The sequence below is a fragment of the Pseudothauera rhizosphaerae genome (assembly GCF_004801305.1).
Lineage (GTDB): Bacteria > Pseudomonadota > Gammaproteobacteria > Burkholderiales > Rhodocyclaceae > Pseudothauera > Pseudothauera rhizosphaerae.
In genome coordinates, this window is record NZ_SSOD01000023.1 from 12,090 (window position 1) to 36,888 (window position 24,799).

A 24,799-nucleotide genomic window follows, 5' to 3' on the forward strand; every position below is an offset into this window, starting at 1 on the left:
TGCGCCCGCCCCCGTTTCCGCTCCGCACTGCGTCCGCCGGAGGAGGGCTGGCTACAGCGGTGTGCGCCGCTCCGGCCCGGGCCACCGATACCGGCCCGGCCACGGCTTTTCCCGACGTTGCCGTCTTTCTGCTGCTCGCCGCCGCGCTCGGCCTGAGCATGCTGGGTGCCGTCCTGCTGCGTGCCCACCGGCGTTTGGCCCGTACCACCGAGCCGCGGCACGACGAGGCGGCCATGCGCCTGACCCTGGAGAACATGGCCGAGGCGGTCATCATGGTCGACGCCCGCCTGCGCCTGAGCAGCTTCAACCAGCGCTTCGTCGAGATTACCGGCTTCGACCCCGTCTTTCTCGCCTCCCATCCGCCGTACGCCGACGTGCTGCGCCTGTGGGCCACCGAGAACGGCGTGCCCGACCGCCTGCTGGAGCGGGCGATGCTGCGCGCGCGCACGCGCGAACCCTTCCGCCACACCTTCGCCCATCGCGGGCGCGACTACGAGGGCAAGCACGTGCCCCTGCCCGGCGGCGGCTTCGTGCGCACCATCTCCGACGTCACCGAACAGCATCGCGCCGAGGAAGTGTTGCGCGACAGCGAGGCACGCCTGCGCCAGTTGCTGGCGCTCGTGCCGACGGCGATCCTGGTGGCCGACCGCTATGACGGCAGCGTGCTGTTCGTCAACCAGAAGGCCGCCGAAACCGCCGGATTGCGCGCGGACGAGTTCCGCAGCCGCCGCGTGTTCGAGTTCTACGAGCATGACGAAGACCGCATCCGCCTGCAGCAGATGCTCAACCAGCACGGCGCGGTGAGCGATTTCGAAGTGCGCCTGCGGCGGGGCAACGGCGAACCGTTCTGGGCGCTGGTGTCGGCGATGCTGGGCGACTTCGGCGGACACCGCGCGGTGATCGCCGCCATCAGCGACGTCACCGCGCGCCGGCGCATGCGGGAGGAACTGGAACAGGCCCGCCACGAGCTGGAGGCGGCCAACCAGCAGATGCGGCAGGCCAACGAGGAGCTGGCGCGGGCCGCGTCCACCGACCGTCTCACCGGGCTGGCCAACCGCCGCCTTCTGGAGGAGACGGCCGAGGCCGAACTGTCCCGCGCGCGCCGCCACGGGCATCCCCTGAGCGTGGTGCTGTTCGACGTGGACTGGTTCAAGTCGGTCAATGACCGCTTCGGCCACGAGGTGGGCGATGCGGTGCTGCGGGACATGGCCTCCCGGCTCGGTCCGCAGATGCGCGCTTCCGACCTGCTGGCGCGCTGGGGCGGCGAGGAATTCCTGCTGCTGGCGCCGGCCACCGGGCAGGCCGAGGCGCTCGCGTGCGCGGAGAAGATGCGCCGGCTGATCTGTACCTGGCCCTTCCCGGTGGTCGGCTGTCTGACCGCGAGCTTCGGCGTGGCGCAGTACGACGGCAGCGAGCCGTTTTCGACCCTGGTGGCCCGCGCCGACCGGGCGCTCTATCGCGCCAAGGACGGCGGGCGCAACCGGGTCGAGTGGACCGGCGAGGACCAGCGCATCGGCGGCTGAGCGCGCCGGCCGGCTCCGGCGGCGTGCTTCAGTAGGGCAGCGCGACGCCCGGCCACACCCCTTCGATGGCGCGGCGGAAATCCGCCTGGATGCGCGCGAGTGCCTCGGCGCTGTCGGCCTCGAAGCGCAGCACCACCACCGGCGTGGTGTTGGACGGGCGGGCGAGGCCGAAGCCGTGGGGGTATTCCACGCGCACGCCGTCGATGGTGATGACCTCGTCCGCGCCTTCGAAGCGGGCCTGTTCGCGCAGGCGGCGCACCAGTTCGAAGGGTTCGCCTTCGGCCATCCCGATGTTCAGTTCCGGCGTGCTCACCGCGTCCGGCAGGGCGTTCAGCACGGCGCTCGGGTCGGCGTGGCGGGAGAGGATTTCCAGCAGGCGGGCGCCGGTGTAGAGGCCGTCGTCGAAGCCGTACCAGCGCTCCTTGAAGAACACGTGGCCGCTCATCTCGCCGGCCAGGGGGGCGCCGGTTTCCTTGAGCTTGGCCTTGACCAGGGCATGGCCCGTGTTCCACATCAGCGGCTTGCCGCCGTGGCGGCGGATCCAGCCGGCCAGGTTGCGGGTGCATTTGACGTCGTAGATGATCTCGCCGCCCGGCACGCGGCTGAGCACGTCGGCGGCGAACAACATGAGCTGGCGATCCGGGTAGATGATGCGGCCGTCCTTGGTGACAACGCCCAGGCGGTCGCCGTCCCCGTCGAAGGCGAGGCCCAGCTCCGCGTCCGTCTCGCGCAGGGCGCGGACCACGTCCTGCAGGTTCTCCGGGCGCGAGGGGTCAGGGTGATGGTTGGGGAAGCTGCCGTCCACCTCGCAGAACAGTTCCACGACCTCGCAGCCCAGGCGGCGGAAGAGTTCCGGCGCGATGCCGCCGGCCACGCCGTTGCCGCAGTCCACCACCACCTTCATGGGCCGGGCCAGCTTCACGTCGCCGCAGATGCGGTCCAGGTAGGCGGCGCGCACGTCGGCGCTGCGCAGGCGGCCGGCGCCGCGGGCGAGGTCGCCGTCGGCGATGCGCCGGCGCAGGGCCTGGATCTGTTCGCCGAACAGGGTGTGGCCGCCCAGCACCATCTTGAGGCCGTTGTAGTCCGGTGGGTTGTGGCTGCCGGTGACGCTGACGCAGGAATTCGTGCCCAGTTCCCAGGCGGCGAAGTAGGTGAGCGGCGTGGGCACGCAGCCGATGTCCACCACGTCCACGCCGGCGGCACGGATGCCGTCCGCGAGCGCGCCGGCCAGGGCCGGGCCAGACAGGCGGCCGTCGCGTCCGACCGCGATCTCGCGCTGCCCGCGCGCCGCCGCCTCGCTGCCCAGGGCGTGGCCGATGGCGCGCACCGCGTCGGCGGTGAGGGTCTTGTCGACGATGCCGCGGATGTCGTAGGCCTTGAAGATTTCGGGGGCGGGCAGGGCGTGGGGCGTGGTCATGGGCGATCCAGGGAGGGGAGGTCGGTGCAGCGCGGAATTATCCCAGATCGGGGCAGGCGGCTGAACCGCGGCATGGTGCCTGGATGTGAGCAATGGCGCGGGTTTCACACCCAAAGGGTGTCGAAATGTTGCAACAGGCGTTGCGGCAGCCAATCGATGTGTCCGGGAAAGGCGCCGCTCAGGAACCCGACGTGGCCGCCCTGGGGAGGGCATTCGAAGCGCACGGCGGCGGACAGTTCGCCCGGCTGCGGCAGCGCGGCGGGCGGCACGAAGGGATCGTTGGCGGCATTGAGGAGCAGGGTGGGCACGCGGATGGCGGGGAGCCAGGGCTTGCTCGATGCCCGCCGCCAGTAGTCGGCGGCGCCGTCGAAGCCGTGCACCGGGCCGGTGTAGGCGTCATCGAACTCGTACAGGTTGCGCGCGCGGCGCACCCGCCCGGCGTCGAACAGGCCGGGGTGGCGGGCGTGCTTGGCGAGCGCCTTGGCCCGCAGCGTGGCGAGGAAATGCGCGCTGTAGAGGCGGTTGAAGCCGTGTCCGAGGGCGTGGCCGGAGATGGTCAGGTCGAGCGGCGGGCATACCGCGGCCGCGCTGGCGACGAGCCTTGCGGCCTCTTCGCCCCGTTCGCCGAGCCATTTCAGCAGCGCATTGCCGCCCAGGGACACGCCGGCGGCAAACAGGGGCGCGCTGCCGGCCAGCGGCGCCAGGCGGCGCAGTATCCAGTTGATCTCGTCGCTGTCGCCGGAGTGGTAGGCGCGGGCGAGGCGGTTGGGTTCGCCGGAGCAGCCGCGGAAATGGGGCACCACGCCGCGCCAGCCGCGTGCGGCCACTGCACGCAGCAGGGCGCGGGCGTAGTGGGAGCGGCTGCTGCCTTCGAGGCCGTGGAAAAGTGCGACCAGCGGCCGGGAGGGGGCGGCCGGCTCGTCCAGCCAGTCGAGATCGATGAAGTCGCCGTCCGGGGTGGTCCAGCGTTCCCGCCGCAGGGCGGGCAGGTTGCCCTTGCGGGCCAGCGGCCAGATCGTCTGCGCGTGGCCCCCCGGCAGCCACGCGGGGGAACGGAACGGGCTCAATGGACGCTGTGCGGCGTGTCCTGCCCCATCAGCTCGGCGATATCGGGCAGCGGCGAGGCGTGGTGCATGACCATGCGCCAGCCCACCGCGCCGCGCACGTAGACGTTGGTGGCGACCATGGGCGTCGGGATGCGGTCGTCGCCTTCCACGGTGACGTGTTCGAGCACGTTGTGCACGGTCAGCATCATGCTGGCGCTCACCGTCTGGTGCGTGGTGCGCACGATCATCCGCGTGCCGTTGGCGAACATCTGGCGCCAGGATTCGCGCACCTCGGCCAGCCCGGTGAGGCGCGGGCCGCCGGGGTGGATGCAGACGATTTCCTCGTCCTCCGACCACACCGTCATCATCGCATCGAGGTCGGACCGGGCCAGGGCGTCGTAGAAAGCGGCCTCGACGTCGGCGGCGGACGTGAAGATGGTCTTGCTCACGGCAGCATGCTCCCGGGCATGAAGGGATGCGGGGGCGCTCCGCCCCCGGGACCGCGCGGACGGGTTCTCAGTGGTGGCCCTTGGGGCGCTCGCCGGTGAACACGTAGCGCGCGCTGCAATACGGACAGGTGGCCTCGCCTTCCTTCAGTACGTCGAGGAACACGCGCGGGTGGCGCGCCCACAGTGGGGCGCCGGGTTGCGGGCAGTGCAGCGGCAGGTCGGCGGCGGTGACCTGTACCGCTTCGCTCTTGTCGGTGTTTTCAGCCATGGGGAACTCCGTTCAGACGTAGGCGAGCCAGGATTCGTATTCGGGCGCGCGGCCGCCGACCACGTCGAAGAAGCGCGCCTGGATTTTCGAGGTGACCGGGCCGCGGCGGCCTTCGCCGATGACGCGGTTGTCCAGTTCGCGGATCGGGGTGACTTCGGCGGCGGTGCCGGTGAAGAAGGCTTCGTCGGCCAGGTAGATGTCGTCGCGGGTGAGGCGGCGCGACTGCACGTCGTAGCCCAGTTCGCGGGCGATGCGGATCACCGAGTCGCGCGTGATGCCGGTCAGCGCGGAGGCGATCTCGGGTTCGAGGATCACGCCATCCTTGACCACGAAGAGGTTCTCGCCCGAGCCCTCGGCCACGAAGCCCTGGGTGTCGAGGAGCAGCGCCTCGTCGTAGCCGTCGCGCGTGGCTTCCAGGTTGGCGAGGATGGAGTTGGTGTAGGCGCCGGCCAGCTTGGCGCGGGGCATGGTGACGTTGACGTGGTGGCGGGCGTAGGACGAGGTCTTCACGCGGATGCCCTTTTCCAGGCCTTCCTCGCCCAGGTAGGCGCCCCACGGCCAGGCGGCGATGGCCACGTGCACGGTGGCGCCGACGGTGGAGATGCCCATCTTCTCGGAGCCGTAGAAGGCGATCGGGCGCAGGTAGCAGGATTCGAGCTTGTTGGCGCGCACGACTTCCTTCTGCGCTTCCATGAGAACGTCCTTGGCGTAGGGGATGTCCATCATGTAGATCCGGGCGGAGTTGAGCAGGCGCTGGGTGTGCTCGGCCAGACGGTAGATCGCGGTGCCCTTGGCGGTCTTGTAGGCGCGCACGCCTTCGAACACGGCGAGGCCGTAGTGCAGCGAGTGGGTGAGCACGTGGGTGTTCGCCTCGCGCCACGGCACGAGCTTGCCGTCGTACCAGATGAAGCCGTCGCGGTCTGCCATCGACATGATGTGAATCTCCAGCGTATGTGTTGGTGCGGATCGCCCGCCGGGCGGCGGGCATAACGCGCAATTCTAGCGCAAAGCCCGCGTGCCGGACTCGCCCCGCTCAGTCCGCGGCGGCGATGGCCTGTCCCTGCACCACGTGCAGCGTGCGCTGAGGGAAGGGGATGGTGAGGCCGGCCGCGTCGAAGCGTTCCTTGGCCTGCTCCTGCAGTTCGAAGAACACCGGCCAGTAGTCGTCGGTCTTCGCCCACACGCGCAACACCAGGTTGACCGAGCTTTCGCCCAGGGAGGCCAGCCACACCACCGGAGCGGGGTCCGCGAGCACGCGCGGGTCGTTGCCGGCCAGTTCCAGCAGGATGGCGCGGGCGGTCTTCACGTCGTCGTCGTAGGCGATGCCCAGGCTCAGATCCACGCGGCGGGTGTGCTGGCGCGAGTAGTTGACCACGCTGCCGTTGGAGAGATTGCCGTTGGGGATCACCACGGTCTTGTTGTCCGCGGTGCGCAGGATGGTGTGGAAGATCTGGATCTGGTCCACCGTGCCGCCCATGCCCTGCGCCTCGATGTACTCGCCGACCTTGAACGGGCGGAAGATCAGGATCAGCACGCCGCCGGCGAAGTTGGCCAGGCTGCCCTGCAGCGCCAGGCCGACGGTCAGGCCGGCCGCGCCGATCATGGCGATGAAGGAGGTGGTCTCCACGCCCACCATGCCCGCCACGCTGACCAGCAGCAGGACCTTCAGCGCGATGCCGATCAGGCTGCCGAGGAAGCTGTGCAGGGTCGGTTCCACGTGGCGCCGTGCGAGCAGCGCGAACAGGCTGCGGGTGAGCTTGCCCACCAGCCACCAGCCGACGACCAGGGTGATGAGGGCGAGCAGCAGGCGGCCGCCGTACTGCACGAGGAGGGGCAGCCAGATGTCGTGCATGCGGGAGAGGATGCCGTTTACGTCTTCCATGGGGAACTCCTTGCCACGTTTGCCGCGATTGTCGCATTCCGGCATGGCGGTGCAAGGCGGGCGTACGCGGTAAAATCCGCACTTTTGCCGGGCCCGCGAGATGGAGCGCAACTGGAAACCGAACGTCACCGTGGCCGCCGTGATCGAGCGCGACGGCCGCTTCCTGGTGGTGGAAGAAGAAACCGCCGACGGCCTGCGCTTCAACCAGCCGGCCGGGCACCTGGAAGAGGGCGAGTCGCTGCTCGCCGCCAGCGTGCGCGAGGCGCTGGAGGAAACCGCCCACCACTTCGTGCCCGAGTACCTGGTCGGCATCTACCAGTGGCCGCGCCCGCAGGGCGATATCACCTATCTGCGCTTCGCCTTCGGCGGCCGTGCGGCGGGCGAGGAGGCGGGCCGGGCGCTGGATACGGGCATCCTGCGCGCGGTCTGGCTCAACCTCGACGAACTGCGCACCTGCCGCGAACGCCACCGCAGCCCGCTGGTCATGCAGTGCGTGGAGGACTGGCTGGCCGGACGGCGCCACCCGCTCGAACTGATCCGCCACTACGACGCATGAGGTTCTTCTGCCTTCTCGTGCTGGCCGCCGCCGCGGGCTTCGCCCACGCCGTGCCGCCGGTGGCGCTGTGCTACAACTACGGCTGTGCGTCGCGCGTGGAAGTGCGTTTCGCCGATAAGGAAATCGACGCCCTCGACGCCCGCCTGCGCACCGCCGGCAGCGCCGCCGAGGAGCGGGAAGTGCTGGCCGGGGTCGTCGGCCGCCTGTATCGCCTGGCCGGCAAGCAGACGCCGGTGGCGGCCGACCGGGCCGGTAACCTGCTCGATGCCGGGGCCAACGGGCGCATGGACTGCATCGACCACTCCACCAGCACCACGGCGCTGCTCGAACTGCTCGCCGCGCGCGGCAGCCTGCGCTTTCACCGCGTGCTGGCGCCGAGCCGGCGCGGTGTCATCTTTCAGCATTTCTCGGCGGTGATCGAGGAGATCGCACCGCCCGCGGTCCTTGCGGCGCCCGCCGAGGTGCCCGACCATGTGGGCCTGCTGCTCGCCCTGTGCGACTGCCCCGACGTGGTCGAGGACATCCCCCGCCCGCCCGCGCCGCCGCCGGGCGAACCGGGCGCGCGCTACGTGGTGGATAGCTGGTTCGTGGACAACGGCGAAGCGGCGGTGGTGCTGCCGCTGGCAGACTGGTTGAATGGAGATGGACCGAATGTCCAATGATGTGGTGAAGCCCGGCGCCGACGCGCAGGGCATGAAGGTGGTCGTCGGCATGTCCGGCGGCGTCGATTCCTCGGTCGCCGCGCTGCTGCTCAAGCAGCAGGGCTATCAGGTCACCGGCCTGTTCATGAAGAACTGGGAGGACGACGACGACGCCGAATACTGTTCCACCCGCCAGGACCTGGTGGACGTGGCCTCCGTGTGCGACGTCATCGGCATCGACCTGGAAGTGGTGAATTTCAGCGCCGAGTACAAGGACCGCGTGTTCGCCGACTTCCTGCGCGAATACGAGGCCGGGCGCACGCCCAACCCGGACGTGCTGTGCAACTCGGAAATCAAGTTCCGCTGCTTCCTGGACCACGCCATGCAGATGGGCGCCGAGCGTATCGCCACCGGCCACTACGCCCAGGTGCGGGCATGGAGCAACGACGGCCGTACCGAATACCAGTTGCTCAAGGCCGAGGACGGCACCAAGGACCAGAGCTACTTCCTCTACCGCCTCAACCAGGAGCAACTGGCGAGGACGCTCTTTCCGCTGGGCACGCTGTACAAGCGCGAGGTGCGCCGCATCGCCGAACAGGCCGGCCTGCACGTGGCCGCCAAGAAGGACTCCACCGGCATCTGCTTCATCGGCGAACGCCCCTTCCGCGAGTTCCTGATGCGCTACCTGCCCACGAAACCGGGCGAGATCCGTGCCCTGGACGACGAGCGCGTGCTGGGCGAACACCAGGGGCTGATGTACCACACCATCGGCCAGCGCAAGGGCTTGCACATCGGCGGCATCAAGGGCAACCAGGACGAGGCCGGCGAACACGAGGCCTGGTACGTGGCGAAGAAGGACGTGAAAGCCAACGTGCTCTACGTGGTGCAGGGCCACGACCACCCGGCCCTGCTCAAGGACCACCTGACGGCCGCCGACCTCAACTGGATTTCGGGGCGCGATCCGCACACCCACTGGGTGTATACCGCCAAGCCGCGCTACCGCACCCCCGACATGCCCTGTGAGATCGAGCGCATCGAAGGCGGACGGGCGGAGATCGCCTTCGCCGAGCCCCAATGGGCATTGACGCCGGGGCAGAGCGTGGTGGTGTACGAATCCCGGGTGTGCCTGGGCGGCGGCATCATCGTCTGAGCCGCGCTCCGGCCCGGCGCTACCGCTCCCCGCCTTCCGCGGGCTTCTGCCCGAGCAGCTTCGCCACCAGCGGATTGACGCGGGCGCCCGCTTTCCCGCCGCCGGACGAGGTGCCGAAGCGCGGCGGGGGCGGGGTGCCCTTGAGGCGGTTGTTGATCTTCATGCCCTTGAGCTTTTCCAGGTCGGTGCGTTTCATGGATGGTTCCGTATCGGGTGGTGTGCCAGGAAAGTGTGTGTTGATCCGCCACGCAGTTCCTGGGTCGCACGGTTCTCGGCCGGGGCACGGTCGCCATCATCCGGTTGCACGGTGCCGACGATACCGAATTCCGGATTCCGCGGTGCGACAAGGCTGCAGCGAGCGTCTGCCCGGCCGCATTCTCGCATTGTCTTGGCCTGGCCGTCCGCGGTGACTATGACCTCTTCTTCCGGCATCTGGACCGCGTACAAGCCTTTCCCGAACAGAAAGGTCCACTCGTCGGACCAGCGGCGTATACGGGGTGTGAAATCGGGGTAGTCCCTTCTGAGATCGTGCAAGTCACGGTAGATCGACGGGTACCTGTGTCCGATCGCTGCCTGGATGAGGCGCTCACGATCCGGTTGCGAGCAATTCAAACCAAGGCAGTCCGGTGAGACGGCGCATCGGCGCAGGAATTTCGAGCGCGTGACGGTTATCGAATCTCCGGGCCGATAGATAGACGGATCCGCAGGCTCGCATGAGTCCGGGGCGCCGCCCGTGCTGGGAATGATGTAGAAAATGCGGCCGTCTCTGATGGTGCGGTGACCTACGACCGTGTCTATCCAGTGAGGCGGAACGACCGTATCTGCGACGAGTACCATCCCACACAGGGCCAGCCAGGAGCCGAGAATCATCAGCGGAGTCCGGATGCGCCTCGGTATGCCCGCAACGAGTGCCGGCCATCCGCCGCGTCTGCGGCGCGGCATCCCGCCCTCCGGGTCTTGCGCTCGCGGCGTTTCATCCACGTTCGTTCAGGGCAGCGGTTCGAGCGCGTCGCCCGCAACGCCCGTCTTGCAGGCCGCTTCGAAGACCTTGCAGCGCTCGATGTACTCGCGCGTGCTCTTGGGCATGGGCACCCGGGCGCGGGTGATGTAGGTCACCAGGTCGCGGCCTTGGACGATCAGGCGCTGTCCGGCGGCGGCGAGCTGGCGCTGGTCTATCGTGGCGTCGGCGGGCAGGTGCGGGGTGAAGGCGCTGAGCGCTTCGGAGGTGACGACGAAATCGGCCCACACGTCGAAGATGGCGTCGTCCGTGCGCAGCGTCTCGCACTTGACCTTGGCGATGTCGGCAAAGCGCCGGATCAGCGGCTCGATGCCTTCGAACAGCGGGTTACAGGCCAGCGTGGTGATCATCTCCGCGGCGATGCGGTCGATGTCGCGCATGGTCTGGGCGATCTTGACGTAGCGGCTGTCATAGAAGGCCTCGACGGGAATCGAGAAGGCCCGGAAGGGTTCGCCCCACAGTTCGTCTATGCCTTCCTCGCCGCTGCGGTGCAGGACCAGCTTGCCCAGCGTCAGCGACTCCTGCAGGCACTGGCCGCATTCGCGCATCAGCGCGTTGTCCTGATCGATCTCCACGCCCTGTTCCTGCAGTTCCACCAGCTTGGTGAAGATGTCCGTGGCGCGGTTGAAGAGCGCCCCGGCCAGCATGGCGCCCTTCACCCGGCGGTGGGCGGGGTCGGTCTCGGCCTCGAAGGCCGCGCGCGCCTCGCCGATGCGCTTGCCGGGGATGTTGATGCCGTGCTCGACGTGGTTGAACAGGCGCCGGGTGAGGGCGCCGATCAGCGTCTTCTTGGCCTGCAGGCTGTCGGCCGGCGGAGCGTAGACCTTGAGCCAGTAGCCGTCGTAATGGATGCGCTCGACGCCGTCGATGACGCGCACGGTGCCGTTGGCGATGGGGGTGTTCATGGACGGTATCGGATGCTTTCGCTGTGCCACAAGTGTAGGCAATGATAGCCCGATTGTGCAGTGCACTGCAGACTCGCGCGGACCCTTCGCGTGCCGCTCATGCGCCGCGCATGGACTCGGCCACGTAGCGGCGCGTGCGCGGCAGTTCCGTGCCCTGGTGGAAGGCCAGCCGGCGCTCGCGCAGGCCCGCGTCGGCCGCGGTGAAGCGCTCCAGGCGGCGCTGGTGCTCGATCCAGTTCTCGTCCAGGAAGTACTCGATGTAGCGCCCCGGCTGCGCCGCGTCGCGGAACAGGCCCCACGACAGCGCGCCCTGGCGCAGCCGGGCGCGGCGCGTCTCCTGCATGACGGCCTTGAATTCGGCGGCGCGCGCCGGATCGATCAGGTACTCGACGGTGACCATCACCGGCCCCTCGTCGGCTCCGACGTCGACGGCCGGCGGCGCGGTGACGGTCGGCGCAGCCGGGCTGAGGTCCTCGTGGTGGGCGCCACCGGCGCCCAGGCGGCGGGTGAGCAGCAGCACCAGCGGGCCGGCGAGGGAGGCGGCGAGGATGCTGGCGGTCACCGTGCCGAGGCTGGCGACGTAGCCCCACAGCGCCGAGCCGGTGGCGATGCCGCCCATCAGCGCCATCTGGTAGATGGCCATGCCGCGCGCGCGCACCCAGTTGGGCAGGGCCATCTGGGCGGACACGGTGAGCGTGTTGGCGGTGCCGATCCAGGCCATGCCGGCCACGAACGACGCGGCCACCGCCAGCCAGGTGGACGTGGCGAGCGCCGCCGTGGCCGACGCGACCGCATGCACGCCGGTGCCCCAATACACCTGCGCGTCGTGGCCCATGTGGCGGCGCAGGCGCGGCAGCGACAGGGCCAGCAGAATGGCGCCCGCGCCCATGGCCGCCAGTAGCGCGGTATAGGTGCCCGGACCGTCGCTCGACAGCCGGCGCGCGACGAGGGGCAGCAGGGCGGTGAGCGCGCTGGCCTGCAGGAAGAACAGGAAGATGCGCAGCAGCACGATGCGCATGCGCGGCGCCTGCACCACGTGCTGCAGGCCGACCCGCATCGCGGCGAAGAAGCGTTCGCCGGGCAGCGCGCTCACCTTCGGCGCCGCGCGCCACTGCAGGATGAGCGCGAAGGCGACCACGGCGAGGGCCGCGTTGAGCAGGAACACGTAAGGGCTGCCCACCCCGGCGATGATGGTGCCGGCGATGACCGGCCCGACCACGCGCGACATGTTCATGGCGATGCCGTTCAGCGCCAGCGCGGCCGGCAGTTCCGGGCGCGGCACCACGTCCGGCACGATGGCCGCGAACACCGGCCAGCGCATGGCCATGCCGATGCCGTTGGCGCAGGTGAGCGCGAGCAGCAGCGGCGCGGTGAGCGCGCCGCTGAAGGACAGGGCGGCGAGGACGATGGCCACCGCCGACACCCACACCTGCGTGAAGGCGAAGTAGCGCCGGCGATCCACGATGTCGGCCAGCGCGCCGCTGGGCAGGCCCAGCAGAAACACCGGCAGGGTGGAGGCCGCCTGCACCAGGGCCACCATCAGCGCGCTGTCGGTGAGCGAGGTCATCACCCAGGCGGAGGCGACCTCGTTCATCCACATGGTGACGTTGGCGGCCAGCCAGGCCAGCCACAGCATGCGGAACACCGGCCCGTACAGGGGAGCGAGGGCCGGCGACGGCGCGACGGATTCGGTGGCCAAGGACTGTGCTCCGGAGTGGGTATGCGACCCGCGCCATGGCGCGGGCCGGGCGCAAGCATACCGCGCTCCGCGGGCGCTGCGCAGGGGGCGGGCCGGGGCAGCCCCGGGCGGGGCGATCGGGCCGGTTCGGGTATGCGGCGGCCGAAGGCGTCAGCCGCGCCGCCCGGCCCGGGTCAGGCGAAATCGGCGGGGATGACGGCGCGCAGCACGGTCTGGGTTTCGCCTTCGCGCACGCGGTTGGTGAACCACCATAGCGCGCCCTTCTTGATGGTCCAGTCGGCTTCGTGGCCGGACAGCAGCAGCGCGGCCATGCGGCCGAGGGCGGGCTGGTGGCCGACCACCAGCACGGCGCCGCTGGAATCCGGCCAGCCGGTGGCGGCGAGGAGGCCGGGCACGTCGCCGTCCGGGCCGAGGGCGCCGACCACCTCGAATTCGTCGGTGAACGCCGCCGCGGTCTGGCGCGTGCGCACCGTGGGGCTGGCCAGCACCTTCAGGCGCTTGGGGCGGTGCCCGTCCAGCCAGGCGGCGATGCGGCGCGCCTGCTTGCGGCCGCGTTCGGTGAGTTCGCGGGCGAAGTCCGGGTTGCCTTCGACGGCTTCGGCGTGACGCCACAACAACAGATCCATGCCTTCCTCCATGTCATAGAACCCTGGAGTGTGCACCGCCGGTATTACGCGGCCGTGAATCAGGCGCGCCAAGGGGCCTTGCCCCACAGCAGGGGCTTGGCCTCCTGCAGCGCGCGGCGGCGCAGGCGGGCGTAGCGCGGGCCGTGCCAGCCGGTGATGAAGGCCGCGGCGGCGAGCAGGTCCTCGACCTCGTCGGCCCAGGATTCGAGGCGGCCGCGGGCCACGTCCACGTCGTTGAGGAAGCCCAGCGTGTCCTGCGCGCGGGCCAGCGTCTCCAGGTAGCGCGCGACCTGCTTGGCGGGGAACAGCGGGCCGAAGAACTCCACACCGTAGCGCAGGTGCTTCAGCGCGATGCGCAGCGCGTGCAGGCGGGCGGGGATCAGCTTGTCCGCGGCCTCGAAGCGGCGCCGCGCCTTCTTGCGCAGGCGGGTGAGCTGCAGGCGGGCGAAGGTGGTGAGATCGGCGGCCCCGATCAGGTTGTTGCTCGGCAGGCGGTGCAGCGCCAGGCTGAATTCCAGCATCAGGCGGCCCTGGCCGGCGGCGTCCAGGTTGCGCACGGCGGAGTCGCGGGCCTGGTCGCGCGCGGTGCGCGCGATGGCGAGCAGGCGCGGCAGGGCTTCGTCCCGGGAGAGGCCCTCCGCCTCCACCGGGGCGAGCAGTTCCTCGTAGAGCACGTCCAGGTCGCGCGCTTCGGCGAAGCGGGCGGCGGTGTCGCGCAGGTGTTCGTTCCACTCGTCGACGAAGTCCGGCGGCAGCGCCGGACCGAACAGGCGCAGCAGGGAGCGCAGGCGACGCAGGGCCACGCGCAACTGGTGGATGAACTCGGGCGCGTCGTTCTGCGCGGCGCCCGCGGCATTGGCCTGCCATTGGCGCAGGCCGGCGAAGGCCAGCCCGCGGAAGGCGTCCACCAGGTTCATCTGCGGCGTCAGGCAGGACGGTTCGGCGCGCAGCGGTTCGAGCGGCTGGTCCAGGAAGAGGCGGTAGCCGCGCTCGGCCTTGGACACGTCGCCGGGCATCAGCGGCAGGCTGCGCGCCAGTTCGCAGGCCAGTTCCAGCAGATCGGTGGCGCTGCCGGACTGCAGTTCCAGCTCCAGTTCGCAGATCGGTGCGCTGCGCCCGACGGCGAGGATTTCGCCGTGGTCGATCATCAGCAGGATTTCCACGCCTTCGGCCGGCGAGTACAGCCGGGTCTCGCGGCGGAATCGGGTGGTGAAGGCCGGCACCAGGTCGGCTTCGTGGCGGATCAGCAGGCGGGCGGCGGCGGGGTTGTCCACCGCGGAGAAATCGAAGGCGCCGGAATAGGGTTGCTCCCATTCCGGGCGCTGGCTCAGCCCGCCGGTGGAGGGCGCTGCGCACTTGACCGTCTGCAGCCAGATGCGGCCCTGGCGGCGCGTGCGCAGCGCCACCTTGCGGGCTTTGAGGGCGAGATCGGGGGTGTCGTAGTAAGTGTTGTCGAGGGTGACCGTCTGGCCCAGTTTCTGAGCCCCGGCGACCAGCGGATGGCGGCGCAAGGCCGGCAGGGATCTGGCCGGCAGGCTCAGCTTGAGTTCGATTTCGTGGCCCATGCGACCCATTCTAGTGTCGCCGCGCCGCGACGTCATGCACGGAAATATTACAGTGGCGGGTGCGGGCGTTCAGGCGAATGCGGCCTCGTCGCTGCGGCTGCCGCCCTGGTTGTCCTGCCAGGCGATGCGCACCTTGTCGCCGGCCTTGACGCCGTCGATGTGGAACACGAACAGCGGATTGGCGGACACCGCCGGGCCGAGCCGGCCGCGGATGATCTCGCGGCCGTTGAGGGCGATGGTGAGCGTCTCGATGTAGTGCGCGGGGATCAGGTCGCCGGACGGGGCGCGGCGCTGCCCGGATTCCATCGGGTGCGGCAGCAGGGTGCGGATTTCGCCGACGCCGCCGTCGCGGACCATGGCACGGATGCGGATGGGATCGCTCACGGTATCTCCTTCAGGCGCCGCAGCCGCCGATGGTGACCTGCACCGGGCGGGCGGCGATCCAGGCGCCGCCGTCGGCTTCGGCCAGCACGCGCACCTGGGAGCTCTGGCCCATCTTGATGCGCGCCTGGAAGCGCGGCTGCACCTCGGCGGCGAATTCGAACTGCAGCGCCAGCGGCTGCGGGTTGTCGTCCACCAGCACCGAGATGCGCCGCGTGCCGGGCAGGCGGCTGGTGATCGCCAGCGGAACGGCGGCGCCGTTTTCGGCCACGTCCGGGACGTCGATGACGATGTCGGCGCTCGTTGGCGGTTGCGGGTTGCCGAGCGCCTGCAGCGCGGCGGCGAGGGTGCGGGCCTGGAAGGCGATGCGTTCGCTTCCGGCAGCGAGGGCATGCGCCGGGCGCAGCACGCCGGCGGCAAGCAGGACGCCGAGGGCGGCCGATGCGCCGGTGGCGTGCAGGAAGCGGCGGCGTTGCGGGTGCATGGGTTCTCCTGGGGCTGGCGCAGCCATTGTCGGCCCCCGCGGGCTGGGCCGGAAGACATGAGCTGCGCTGTTCTTGGAACCGCGGATTATATACCGGAGCGGCCGCTCAGCCTTCGCCGAACACGTGCCGCCACAGCGCCTGCACCGGCCGGCGCACGGCCGCGGCCTCGTCCGGATCGACCCGCGACGGGCGGTCGTTGAGGCGCTGACGGTGCTGCAGGTGGCGCAGGCGGCGGTAGCTGTCGCCGCAGGCGGCGGCGAGGTCGGCCGGGATCAGCCCCAGCTCGCCGGCGATGCGCAGCAGGGCGATGTTGCCCAGGTTGCCGGTGAGCTGCGGGTGGGCGTGGGCATGGCCGAGCACCAGGTACTGGACGAGGAATTCCACGTCCACGAGGCCGCCGTCGTCGTGCTTGAGGTCGAACAGCTCGCTCTTGCCGGCGTGGGCGTCGCGCATCTTCTGCCGCATCTCCAGCACTTCGCGGCGCAGTTCGGCCAGGTCGCGCGGCAGGCGCAGCACTTCGTCGCGGATGCCCTCGAAGGCTTCGCCCAGCGCCGCGTCGCCGGCGGAGAAACGCGCGCGGGTGAGCGCCTGGTGTTCCCACACCCAGGCGGATTCGAGCTGGTACTTGCGGAAGGAATCGAGGGAGCAGGCGATCAGGCCGGCGTCGCCGTTGGGGCGCAGGCGCAGGTCGGTCTCGAACAGGATGCCGGCCGCGGTCTGGCTGGAGAGCCAGGTGTTGACGCGCTGGGCGAGGCGGGAATACAGCTCGGCGGCCTCGGGCGCGTCGTCGTCGTAGAGGAAGACGATGTCCAGGTCCGAGGCGTAGCCCAGTTCCTTGCCGCCCAGCTTGCCGTAGCTGATCACGGCGAACTTCGGCTCGTCCCGGTGGCGGTTCCTGATCTTGCGCCAGCACAGGGGGATGGCCAGCGCCAGCATGATGTCGGCCAGCGCCGAGAGGTGGTCGGCGAGCCGCTCCACCGTGAGCACGCCGGCGATGTCTTGGGTGAGCAGGCGGAACACCTTGGCGTGGTGCTGCTCCCGCATCAGATCCATCTGGCGTTCCATGTCCGGCTCGATGGCGTCGAGCTGGGCGGCCAGTTCGGCGCGGAAGGCGGTCCAGTCGGGCGTGGTTTCCAGCTCCCGGTCGTCGAGCAGCTCGTCGAGCAGGATGGGGTGGCGGGTGAGGAACTGGGCCGCCCAGCGCGAAACCCCCGCCAGTTCGGCCACCCGGCGCAGGGCATGCGGGTACTGCTGCAGCAGCGCCAGGTAGGCGCCGCGCCGGCCGATCGCCTCCATCAGGTCCAGGCAGCGCGCCAGCGTGTCGTCCGGGGCCCTGGTCTGCGTCGCCGCTTCCACCACGCGCGGCATCAGCGCGTCGAAGCGGCTGCGGATGTGGTCCGGGAGATGGCGGTAGCGTACAGCGCCCCTGATGGCGGCCAGCCGCTCGGCGGCGGCGCGCGGGTCGCGGTAGCCCAGTTCGGCGAGGGCGGCGGCGCCCTGTTCGGTGTCTTCGGCGCCGGCCCACATGTCGTCCAGGCCGTGGCCTTCCCCGTTGGGGTTGCCGAACACGTCCTCGAAGTGGCGGCTCACCACCGCCCGGTGGCGGTCCAGCTCCGCGAGCAGCGCACGCCAGTCGGCGCAGCCCATGGCGCGGGCGATCAGGGCGCGGTCCTCGTCGCCCTCGGGCAGGTCGTGGGTTTGGGCGTCGTCCAGGTACTGCAGGCGGTGTTCCAGGCGGCGCAGGAAGGTGTAGGCGGAGGACAGTTCCTCCACGGTGGCCGGGGAGAGGGTGCCGCGCTTGGCCAGGCGGGCGAGCACCTGCAGCGTGGGGCGGATCTGCAGGCCGGCGTCGCGCCCGCCGCGGATGAGCTGGAAGACCTGGGCGATGAACTCGATCTCGCGGATGCCGCCCGGCCCCAGCTTGATGTTGTGGGCGCGGTCGCGGCGCGCCACCTCGCGGCGGATCTGCGCGTGCAGGTCGCGCATGGCGTTGATGGCGCCGAAGTCCAGGTACTTGCGGAACACGAAGGGGCGGGCGATCTCCTCCAGCTCCCGCCAGCGCTCGCCGTTGAGCACGCGCGCCTTGATCCAGGCGTAGCGCTCCCATTCGCGGCCCTGGGTGATGAAGTAGTTCTCCAGCATGTCGAAGCTCGCCACCAGCGGCCCGGAGTCGCCGTTGGGGCGCAGGCGCATGTCCACGCGGAACACCTGGCCGTTCTCGGTGACTTCGGCCAGCGCCTGGATGAGCTGCTTGCCGAGCTTCTCGAAGAACTCGAAGTTGCTGATGACCTTCCTGCCGCCGGTGTCGCCGTCCTCGGGGTAGACGAAGATCAGGTCGATGTCAGAGGACACGTTGAGCTCGCGTCCGCCCAGTTTGCCCATGCCGATCACCAGCAGTTCCTGCTCCCAGCCGGTGGGCGAGAGCGGCACGCCGTAGCGTTCCACCAGCGCTTCCCGCAGCAGGTCGTGGGCGGTGCGGATGGCGACCTCGGCCAGCACCGTCATGGTCTCGGTGACCTCGGTCAGGCTCGCCAGGCCGGCCAGATCGCGCACCAGCACGTGGCAGATGGTCCAGGCGCGCAGGTCGCGCAGCGCCGGCCGCAGCGTGTCGGCCGAGAGACCCCGCTGCGCGAGGAACGCGCGCATCGCGTCGGCGTCGACACTTTCATCCAGATGGGCGGCGAGCTGTTCGCCCAGCCAGGGCCGGCAGTCCAGCATGCGGCGCAGGAAGCGCGACAGGCCGGCGGCATGGCGGATGGGGTCGGGCAGGGCGGAAAGGTCGCAGGACATGGGCGGAGGGTTCCCCAACATTGATAGAATCGCCGTTTTGCCGGCACGCGGCGGACGCGGCGATGATTGTAGCCAAGCTTGCCGGGTAGCGGCCCGCCGGGGCCCGCCGTGCCGCCCCTTTCCATTCTGTCCCCCGATGAACGCAATTCCTCCTTCCTCCACCGAACCGCCGTCCGGGCCCGCTCCCGAGGCGGGACGCCGCCGGCTGGGCAGGAGGGTGCTGCTGGGGCTGGCGCTGGCCTGGCTCGTCGTCGGCGGGCTGTTCCTGGTGCTGCGCGAGGTGGTGATCCCGCGCGTCGGCGAGTATCGCCCGCAGATCGCGGCCGCGCTCGAACGGGCCATCGGCCTGCCGGTGGCGATCGACGCCTTGTCGGCGGACTGGTCCGGGCTGCGCCCGCGCTTCCACATCGGCGGCCTGCAGATCAGCGAGCGCGACGGCAGCGCCGCGCTGCGTTTCGAACGCGTGGACGCCGTGCTCGCCTGGTCCTCCCTGCTGCGTCTGCAGCCGCATTTCCACCGCCTGGAAATCTTCGCGCCGCAACTGGCCCTGCGCCGCGATGCCGCCGGGCGGCTCTTCGTCGCCGGCCTGGCGGTGGATGCGCAGGCGCCGGGCGGCGGCGCGCTGGAGTGGCTGCTCGCCCAGCGCCAGATCGTCATCCGCGATGCCGCGCTGAACTGGACCGACGGGCTGCGCGGCGCGCCGGAACTGCGCCTGGATAAGGTGGACTTCCGCCTGGAGCGCCGCGGCGAACGCTATCGCTTCGGCCTCGCCGCCGAACCGCCTGCCGCGCTGGCTTCGCGTCTGGACCTGCGCGGCGACCTGCGCAGCGTGCGGGCGGACGACCCCGCCGCCTGGGCGGGGGAGGTGTATCTGGCGCTGGACCATGCCGAACTGGGCGCCTGGCGGCCGTGGATCGACTATCCGGTGGAGCTCGACGGCGGCGGCGGGCTGCGGGCATGGATCGGCCTGGAGGGCGGGCGCCGGGCGAGCCTGAGCGTGAATCTCGCCCTCGACGGCGTCACCACCCGGCTCGCGCCCGAACTGCCGCAGCTCGACCTGGAAAGCCTGCGCGGGCAGTTGTCCCTGCGCCACGGTCCCGGCGGGCTGTCGGTGCAGACGCGCGGGCTGGCGCTGCGCACGGGCGACGGCGTGGTGCTCGCTCCCACCGACGCGGACCTGGCGCTGCAGGGACTGGAAGAGGGCCAGACGCCCGAAGGCGAATTCCGCGCCAACCGCCTCGAATTCGCCGCGCTCGCCCGCCTGGCCGCCCATCTGCCCCTCGGCGACGCGGCGCGCGCGCGCTTGGCGGCGTTCGACCCGCGCGGCCAGGCCAGCGCGGTGCGCGTGCAATGGCGCGGCCCGATCGCCGAGCCGCAGAGCTGGAAGGTGCACGCCGGCTTTGCCGGCATCGGCCTGGCGGCGCAGGGTGCGCTGCCCGGCCTGGGCGGCCTGTCCGGCGAGATCGACGGCGACGAGCGCGGCGGGCGCTTCCGCATCGCCGGGCAGAACGGCTGGATCGACCTGCCGGCGGTGTTTGCCGAACCGCGCCTGGCCCTGTCCACGCTGAAGGCGGAAGGCGGCTGGACGCGGCGCGACGGCCGTCTGGAAATCGCCGTCGACACCGCCTCGTTCGAAAACCCGGATGCCGCGGGCTCCGCCTCGGGGCGCTACCTGCCGGCGGCCGACGGGCCCGGGGAAATCGACCTCAGCGCCCGCCTGCTGCGTGCCGACGGCCCGGCGGTGTGGCGCTACATGCCGCTGGTGGTGAACCAGGACACGCGCAACTGGCTGCGCCGCAGCATCGTCGGCGGCACGGCGCCCGACGCGCGCCTGCGCCTGCGCGGCGATCTTTCCAAATTCCCCTTCCGCGACGGCGCCGACGGCCAGTTCCTGGTCACGGCGCGCATCGCCGGGGCGCGCCTGGAGTACGCCCCGGGCTGGCCGGCCATCGAAGGCATCAATGGCGAACTGCGTTTCGAGGGCGCGGCCATGCGGGTCAGCGCCGAGCGCGGCAGCATCTTCGGCGTGCAACTGAGCGGCGTGAGCGCCGAGATACCGAACCTGATGGCCCACGGCGAGGAAGTGCTGACCATACGCGGGAACGCCGCCGGGCCGACCGCCGACTTCCTGCGCTTCGTCGCGGAAAGCCCGGTGGCGCGCCGCACCGGCCGTTTCACCGCCGGCCTGCGCGCCGAAGGGGACGGCACGCTGGACCTGACGCTGACCATGCCCTTGCACCACGTGGCCGACACCGCCGTGGACGGCGGCTTCCGCTTCGCCGGCAACCGGCTGTGGGCGGTGCAGGGCCTGCCGCCCTTCGAAGCCGCCGCCGGCACGCTGCAATTCACCGGCGACACGCTCGCCATCCCGCAGGCGCGCGCCCGCCTGTTCGGCCAGGCGCTGACGCTGACCGCGGCCACCGGCGCGGACGGCACGGTGAGTTTCCGCGCCAGCGGCGCGCTGGGCACGGCCGCACTGCGGCGCGACTTCGACTGGCCCGCACTCGCCCACCTGTCCGGCACCACCGCGTGGCAGGCCGACGTGGCGCTGCGCGGCGACGGCACCCGTATCGTGCTGCAGTCGGCGCTCGACGGCATCGCCTCCAGCCTGCCCGAACCCTTCAACAAGCCGGCCGCCGAGCGCTGGCCGCTGCGCGTGGAGATCGACGCCGCGGCCGACGGCGAGCGCCAGGACATCCGCGCCACCCTCGCCGAACGCGCCAGCCTGGCCCTTGCGCGCCGGGCCACCCCGCTGGGCTGGGCGGTGGAGCGTGGCGGCGTGGCGGTGAACCGGCCGCTCGCCAGCGCCGCCGACGGCGTGCTGGTCCACGCCCGGCTCGACACCCTGGACCTGGATGCCTGGCGGCGCGTGCTGCGCAACGGCGCCGCTGCCGACGACGATGACGCCCCGGCGCTGCCGCTCGCCGGCGTGGACCTGTCCGCCGGGCAACTGCAGGTCTTCGGCCAGGATTTCAACGAGGTTGAACTGAAAGCCTCCGCCCTGGGCGGCGACTGGCAGGGCCGGCTCGCCAGCCGCGAGGCGGCCGGCCGCTTCGAGTGGCACGGGGCTGGCGACGGCGCGCTGCTCGCGCGCCTGCAGCATCTGCATCTGGCGGGCGGCGAGCGCGGCACCGCAGCCGAGGACGAGGCGGAGGACGACGAACCGCTGCGCAAACTGCCCGCGATCGACCTGCACGTGGACCGCTTCACGCTGCGCGACAAGGAACTGGGCGAACTGGAAGTGAAAGCGTTCAACCGTGCCGGAGAATGGCAGCTGGAACGGCTCGCCCTGCGCAACCCGGACGGCGAACTGACCGGATCGGGCACCTGGCGCACCGGGCTGCGGCCGGTCACGCGGCTGGACTTCCGCCTGCAGACCGGCAACGTCGGCGCGCTGCTGCACCGCGTGGGCTACCCGGACGCGGTGCGCGACGGCAGCGGATCGCTGACCGGTGCCCTGGACTGGCGCGGCACGCCGCTGAAGGTGGATTACCCTTCGCTGGCCGGCGCGCTGCAGGTGGACGTGAGCCAGGGTCAGTTCAACAAACTCGAACCGGGCGTCGGGCGTCTGCTCGGCGTGCTCAGCCTGCAGGCGCTGCCTCGCCGCATCTCGCTGGATTTCCGCGACGTGTTCTCGGAAGGATTCGTGTTCGACCGGGTTTCCGGTAGCATCGCCATCGATGCGGGCGTGATGCGCACCGACGACCTGACCATCCGCGGCCCGGCAGCGCGCATCGCCATGCGCGGCAGTGCCGACCTGGCCGCCGAGAGCCAGGAACTGCGGGTCACCGTGCAGCCCACCCTGAGCGAATCGGTCGCCATCGGCGCGGCGGCCGGGCTGATCAACCCGGTGGCCGGCGTGGTGACCTACATCGCCCAGAAGGCGTTGAGCGACCCCATCGAAAAGCTGTTCGCCTTCGACTACGCGATCACCGGCAACTGGAGCGACCCCAAGGTCGAGAAGCTCACCGGCCGCGCGGCGGCACCGGCGTCCCAAGTGAACTGACCGAACCCGAAGCCATGACCCAAGCGATCTCAGCCCCCGTGCCCATAGCCGCCGTGCAGACCGTCTCCGGCCCCGACGTGGCCGAGAACTGCCGCATTGCCGGCGAATTGGTGGCCGAGGCCGCCGCCGCGGGCGCGCGCCTGGTGGCGCTGCCGGAATACTTTCCGCTGATCACCGCCGACGAGACCGCCAAGGTGCGCATCCGCGAGCGGGACGGGGAAGGGCCGCTGCAGGACTTCCTGCGCGAGACCGCGCTGCGCCACAAGGTCTGCCTGGTGGGCGGCACCATTCCGCTGGCGGCCGCGGCCGGCGACAAGGTGCGCAACACCACGCTGGTCTACGACGAACGCGGCGAGCGCATCGCGCGCTACGACAAGATCCACCTGTTCGGCTTCCGCAAGGGCGAGGAGCGCTACGACGAGGCGGCCACCATCGAACCCGGCCGCGAGGTCGTCGTGTTCGATTCGCCGGCCGGCCGCACGGGGCTGTCCGTGTGCTACGACCTGCGCTTCCCCGAGCTCTTCCGCGCCTTCGGCGAGGTGGACCTGATCATCCTGCCGGCCGCCTTCACCCACACCACCGGGCGCGCGCACTGGGAAGTGCTGCTGCGGGCGCGGGCCATCGAGAACCAGTGCTACGTGCTGGCCCCGGCCCAGGGTGGGCGCCATCCCAGCGGCCGGGTGACCTGGGGCCACAGCTTGGTCATCGACCCCTGGGGCGAGGTGCTGGCCTGCCGGGAGGAAGGGCCGGGCGTGGTGACGGCCAAGCTCGACCCCGCACGCATCGCCGCGGTGCGCGAAAGCCTGCCCGCGCTGCGCCACCGCTGCCTGTGAGGCGCGCCCATTGATCGTTTTCCGCCGGGCGGGGTCGAACCCGCTCAGCCCCCGACAGGACACACCATGAGCAAAGCCAAGAACGCGCTGAAGGTCGCCGACCGCTACCTGCTGAACCCCTACGGCCTGGACGAGGAAGGGTTGGAGAAGGTGTTCCGCAAGCTGATGCGGCACGACATCGACTACGCGGACCTCTACTTTCAGTACCACCGCGCCGAAGCCTGGAGCCTGGAGGAAGGCATCGTCAAGGCCGGCAGCTTCGACATCGAGCAGGGCGTGGGCGTGCGCGCGGTGAGCGGGGAGAAGACCGCCTTCGCCTACTCCGACGACATCTCGCTGGATGCCCTGGTCGATGCCGCCACCGCCACCCGCGCCATCGCTGCGGCCGGCGCCCGGCGCCGGGTGAAGGTGGCGCCGAGCAGCGTGTCGCGGCGCCTGTATCGGGCCGACGATCCGCTGGACTCCCTTGAAGACACCGCCAAGGTGAAGCTGCTCGAACGCCTGGAAGGCTTCGCCCGCGCCGAAGATCCCCGCGTCGCCCAGGTCATGGCCCACGTGGCCGGCTCCTGGGAGGTGGTGCTGGTGGCGCGCAGCGACGGGCATCTGGCCGCCGACGTGCGCCCGCTGGTGCGCGTGTCCATCACCGTGATCATGGAAGACGGCGAGCGGCGCGAGCAGGGCAGCGCCGGCGGCGGCGGGCGCTTCGACTACGGCTATTTCTCCGACGAACTGCTGCGGGACTACGCCCGCGCCGCGGTGCACCAGGCGCGCACCAACCTGGATGCTGCGCCGGCGCCTGCCGGTACCATGACCGTCGTGCTCGGCGCCGGCTGGCCCGGCATCCTGCTGCACGAAGCCATCGGCCATGGGCTGGAGGGCGACTTCAACCGCAAGGGCAGCTCCGCCTTCTCCGGCCGCATCGGCCAGCAGGTGGCTGCGAAAGGCGTCACCGTGGTGGACGACGGCACCATCCCCGACCGGCGCGGCTCGCTCACCATCGACGACGAGGGCAATCCCACCGAGCGCACGGTGCTGATCGAGGACGGCATCCTCACCGGCTACATGCAGGACATCACCAACGCTCGCCTGATGGGCATGGCGCTCACCGGCAACGGGCGGCGCGAATCCTACGCCCACCTGCCCATGCCGCGCATGACCAACACCTACATGCTCAACGGCGACCGGGACCCGGAAGAGATCATCAAGTCGGTCAAGAAAGGCCTGTACGCGGCCAACTTCGGCGGCGGCCAGGTGGACATCACCTCGGGCAAGTTCGTGTTCTCCACCTCAGAGGCGTATCTGATCGAGAACGGCAAGGTCACCCGCCCGGTCAAGGGCGCCACGCTCATCGGCAACGGCCCGGACGCGCTCACCCGGGTGTCCATGATCGGCAACGACATGGCGCTGGACCCGGGCGTGGGCACCTGCGGCAAGGACGGCCAGAGCGTGCCCGTGGGCGTGGGCCAGCCCACGCTGCGCATCGACGGGCTGACCGTGGGCGGAACCGCCTGAAGCGAAGGAGTTTCTTTCAAGCCGCGGGGCCGGCCCTGCCGCTCCGC

Annotated in this window: 22 protein-coding genes; 7 read left to right on the forward strand and 15 right to left on the reverse strand. The window is 70.7% G+C overall.

The window, feature by feature from the left end; all coding sequences use genetic code 11:
• Positions 1 to 59 precede the first annotated feature (59 nt).
• On the forward strand, positions 60 to 1,523 hold the full coding sequence (locus E6O51_RS20430) for a sensor domain-containing diguanylate cyclase (RefSeq protein ID WP_168735352.1): 1,464 nt from the start codon (positions 60 to 62) through the stop codon (positions 1,521 to 1,523).
• Positions 1,524 to 1,551: 28 nt separating this feature from the next.
• On the opposite strand, the gene E6O51_RS20435 is transcribed toward E6O51_RS20430, so the two are convergent.
• From E6O51_RS20435 to E6O51_RS20460, 6 genes are all read right to left on the reverse strand, one after another.
• Positions 1,552 to 2,940 (reverse strand): phosphomannomutase/phosphoglucomutase, encoded by a 1,389-nt coding sequence (locus tag E6O51_RS20435; RefSeq protein ID WP_136386878.1) that lies wholly within the window; start codon positions 2,938 to 2,940, stop codon positions 1,552 to 1,554.
• A gap of 104 nt (positions 2,941 to 3,044) precedes the next feature.
• Positions 3,045 to 4,007 carry a hydrolase gene (locus E6O51_RS20440; RefSeq protein ID WP_136386879.1) on the reverse strand — a complete coding sequence of 321 codons (963 nt, stop codon included), beginning with the start codon at positions 4,005 to 4,007 and terminating at the stop codon, positions 3,045 to 3,047.
• Complete coding sequence (locus E6O51_RS20445; protein ID WP_136386880.1) at positions 4,004 to 4,435, reverse strand: YybH family protein; 432 nt, start codon at positions 4,433 to 4,435, stop codon at positions 4,004 to 4,006. The genes E6O51_RS20440 and E6O51_RS20445 overlap by 4 nt, the downstream gene beginning before the upstream one ends.
• Before the next feature lie 67 nt (positions 4,436 to 4,502).
• Positions 4,503 to 4,703, reverse strand: a complete 201-nt coding sequence (locus E6O51_RS20450) for a zinc-finger domain-containing protein (RefSeq protein ID WP_136386881.1) — start codon at positions 4,701 to 4,703, stop codon at positions 4,503 to 4,505.
• Positions 4,704 to 4,715: 12 nt separating this feature from the next.
• Positions 4,716 to 5,636, reverse strand: coding sequence for a branched-chain amino acid transaminase (locus E6O51_RS20455; RefSeq protein WP_136386882.1), 921 nt, complete (start codon positions 5,634 to 5,636; stop codon positions 4,716 to 4,718).
• Between the two features lie 100 nt (positions 5,637 to 5,736).
• Positions 5,737 to 6,585, reverse strand: coding sequence for a mechanosensitive ion channel family protein (locus E6O51_RS20460; RefSeq protein ID WP_136386883.1), 849 nt, complete (start codon positions 6,583 to 6,585; stop codon positions 5,737 to 5,739).
• 100 nt (positions 6,586 to 6,685) lie between these two features.
• Here E6O51_RS20460 and E6O51_RS20465 point away from each other — a divergent pair, with 100 nt between their 5' ends.
• From E6O51_RS20465 to mnmA, 3 genes are read left to right on the forward strand one after another with little or no spacing between them, the layout of a single operon-like run.
• Positions 6,686 to 7,141 carry an NUDIX hydrolase gene (locus tag E6O51_RS20465; protein ID WP_136386884.1) on the forward strand — a complete coding sequence of 152 codons (456 nt, stop codon included), beginning with the start codon at positions 6,686 to 6,688 and terminating at the stop codon, positions 7,139 to 7,141.
• The gene (locus E6O51_RS20470; RefSeq protein ID WP_136386885.1) at positions 7,138 to 7,803 is read left to right on the forward strand and encodes a hypothetical protein; all 666 of its coding nucleotides are present in this window, start codon (positions 7,138 to 7,140) and stop codon (positions 7,801 to 7,803) included. Before E6O51_RS20465 ends, E6O51_RS20470 begins: the two co-directional genes overlap by 4 nt.
• A 31-nt stretch (positions 7,804 to 7,834) precedes the next feature.
• On the forward strand, positions 7,835 to 8,932 hold the full coding sequence (mnmA, locus tag E6O51_RS20475) for a tRNA 2-thiouridine(34) synthase MnmA (RefSeq protein ID WP_136386927.1): 1,098 nt from the start codon (positions 7,835 to 7,837) through the stop codon (positions 8,930 to 8,932).
• A 19-nt stretch (positions 8,933 to 8,951) separates the two neighbouring features.
• On the opposite strand, the gene E6O51_RS21970 is transcribed toward mnmA, so the two are convergent.
• From E6O51_RS21970 to glnE, 9 genes are all read right to left on the reverse strand, one after another.
• On the reverse strand, positions 8,952 to 9,128 hold the full coding sequence (locus E6O51_RS21970; protein ID WP_168735353.1) for a hypothetical protein: 177 nt from the start codon (positions 9,126 to 9,128) through the stop codon (positions 8,952 to 8,954).
• On the reverse strand, positions 9,125 to 9,802 hold the full coding sequence (locus E6O51_RS20480) for a hypothetical protein (protein WP_136386886.1): 678 nt from the start codon (positions 9,800 to 9,802) through the stop codon (positions 9,125 to 9,127). The genes E6O51_RS21970 and E6O51_RS20480 overlap by 4 nt, the downstream gene beginning before the upstream one ends.
• 117 nt (positions 9,803 to 9,919) lie before the next feature.
• Positions 9,920 to 10,855: a DUF1987 domain-containing protein gene (locus tag E6O51_RS20485; RefSeq protein WP_136386887.1), complete on the reverse strand. Its 936-nt coding sequence runs from the start codon at positions 10,853 to 10,855 to the stop codon at positions 9,920 to 9,922.
• Between the two features lie 97 nt (positions 10,856 to 10,952).
• Positions 10,953 to 12,554: an MFS transporter gene (locus E6O51_RS20490; protein WP_230976868.1), complete on the reverse strand. Its 1,602-nt coding sequence runs from the start codon at positions 12,552 to 12,554 to the stop codon at positions 10,953 to 10,955.
• A gap of 173 nt (positions 12,555 to 12,727) precedes the next feature.
• On the reverse strand, positions 12,728 to 13,180 hold the full coding sequence (locus tag E6O51_RS20495; protein ID WP_136386889.1) for a SixA phosphatase family protein: 453 nt from the start codon (positions 13,178 to 13,180) through the stop codon (positions 12,728 to 12,730).
• 59 nt (positions 13,181 to 13,239) lie between these two features.
• Positions 13,240 to 14,745, reverse strand: a complete 1,506-nt coding sequence (locus E6O51_RS20500; protein ID WP_136386890.1) for a CYTH and CHAD domain-containing protein — start codon at positions 14,743 to 14,745, stop codon at positions 13,240 to 13,242.
• Between the two features lie 69 nt (positions 14,746 to 14,814).
• Positions 14,815 to 15,129: a thiosulfate oxidation carrier complex protein SoxZ gene (gene soxZ, locus E6O51_RS20505; RefSeq protein ID WP_136386891.1), complete on the reverse strand. Its 315-nt coding sequence runs from the start codon at positions 15,127 to 15,129 to the stop codon at positions 14,815 to 14,817.
• Between the two features lie 10 nt (positions 15,130 to 15,139).
• Positions 15,140 to 15,610, reverse strand: coding sequence for a thiosulfate oxidation carrier protein SoxY (soxY, locus tag E6O51_RS20510; RefSeq protein ID WP_168735354.1), 471 nt, complete (start codon positions 15,608 to 15,610; stop codon positions 15,140 to 15,142).
• A 106-nt stretch (positions 15,611 to 15,716) separates the two neighbouring features.
• The gene (gene glnE, locus E6O51_RS20515) at positions 15,717 to 18,401 is read right to left on the reverse strand and encodes a bifunctional [glutamate--ammonia ligase]-adenylyl-L-tyrosine phosphorylase/[glutamate--ammonia-ligase] adenylyltransferase (RefSeq protein WP_136386893.1); all 2,685 of its coding nucleotides are present in this window, start codon (positions 18,399 to 18,401) and stop codon (positions 15,717 to 15,719) included.
• Between the two features lie 136 nt (positions 18,402 to 18,537).
• Here glnE and E6O51_RS20520 point away from each other — a divergent pair, with 136 nt between their 5' ends.
• From E6O51_RS20520 to tldD, 3 genes are all read left to right on the forward strand, one after another.
• On the forward strand, positions 18,538 to 22,407 hold the full coding sequence (locus E6O51_RS20520) for a YhdP family protein (protein ID WP_136386894.1): 3,870 nt from the start codon (positions 18,538 to 18,540) through the stop codon (positions 22,405 to 22,407).
• A 14-nt stretch (positions 22,408 to 22,421) separates the two neighbouring features.
• On the forward strand, positions 22,422 to 23,240 hold the full coding sequence (locus tag E6O51_RS20525) for a carbon-nitrogen hydrolase family protein (RefSeq protein ID WP_136386895.1): 819 nt from the start codon (positions 22,422 to 22,424) through the stop codon (positions 23,238 to 23,240).
• Between the two features lie 66 nt (positions 23,241 to 23,306).
• A complete protein-coding gene (tldD, locus tag E6O51_RS20530) occupies positions 23,307 to 24,752 on the forward strand; it encodes a metalloprotease TldD (protein WP_136386896.1) in 1,446 nt (481 codons plus the stop codon).
• Positions 24,753 to 24,799: the final 47 nt, after the last annotated feature.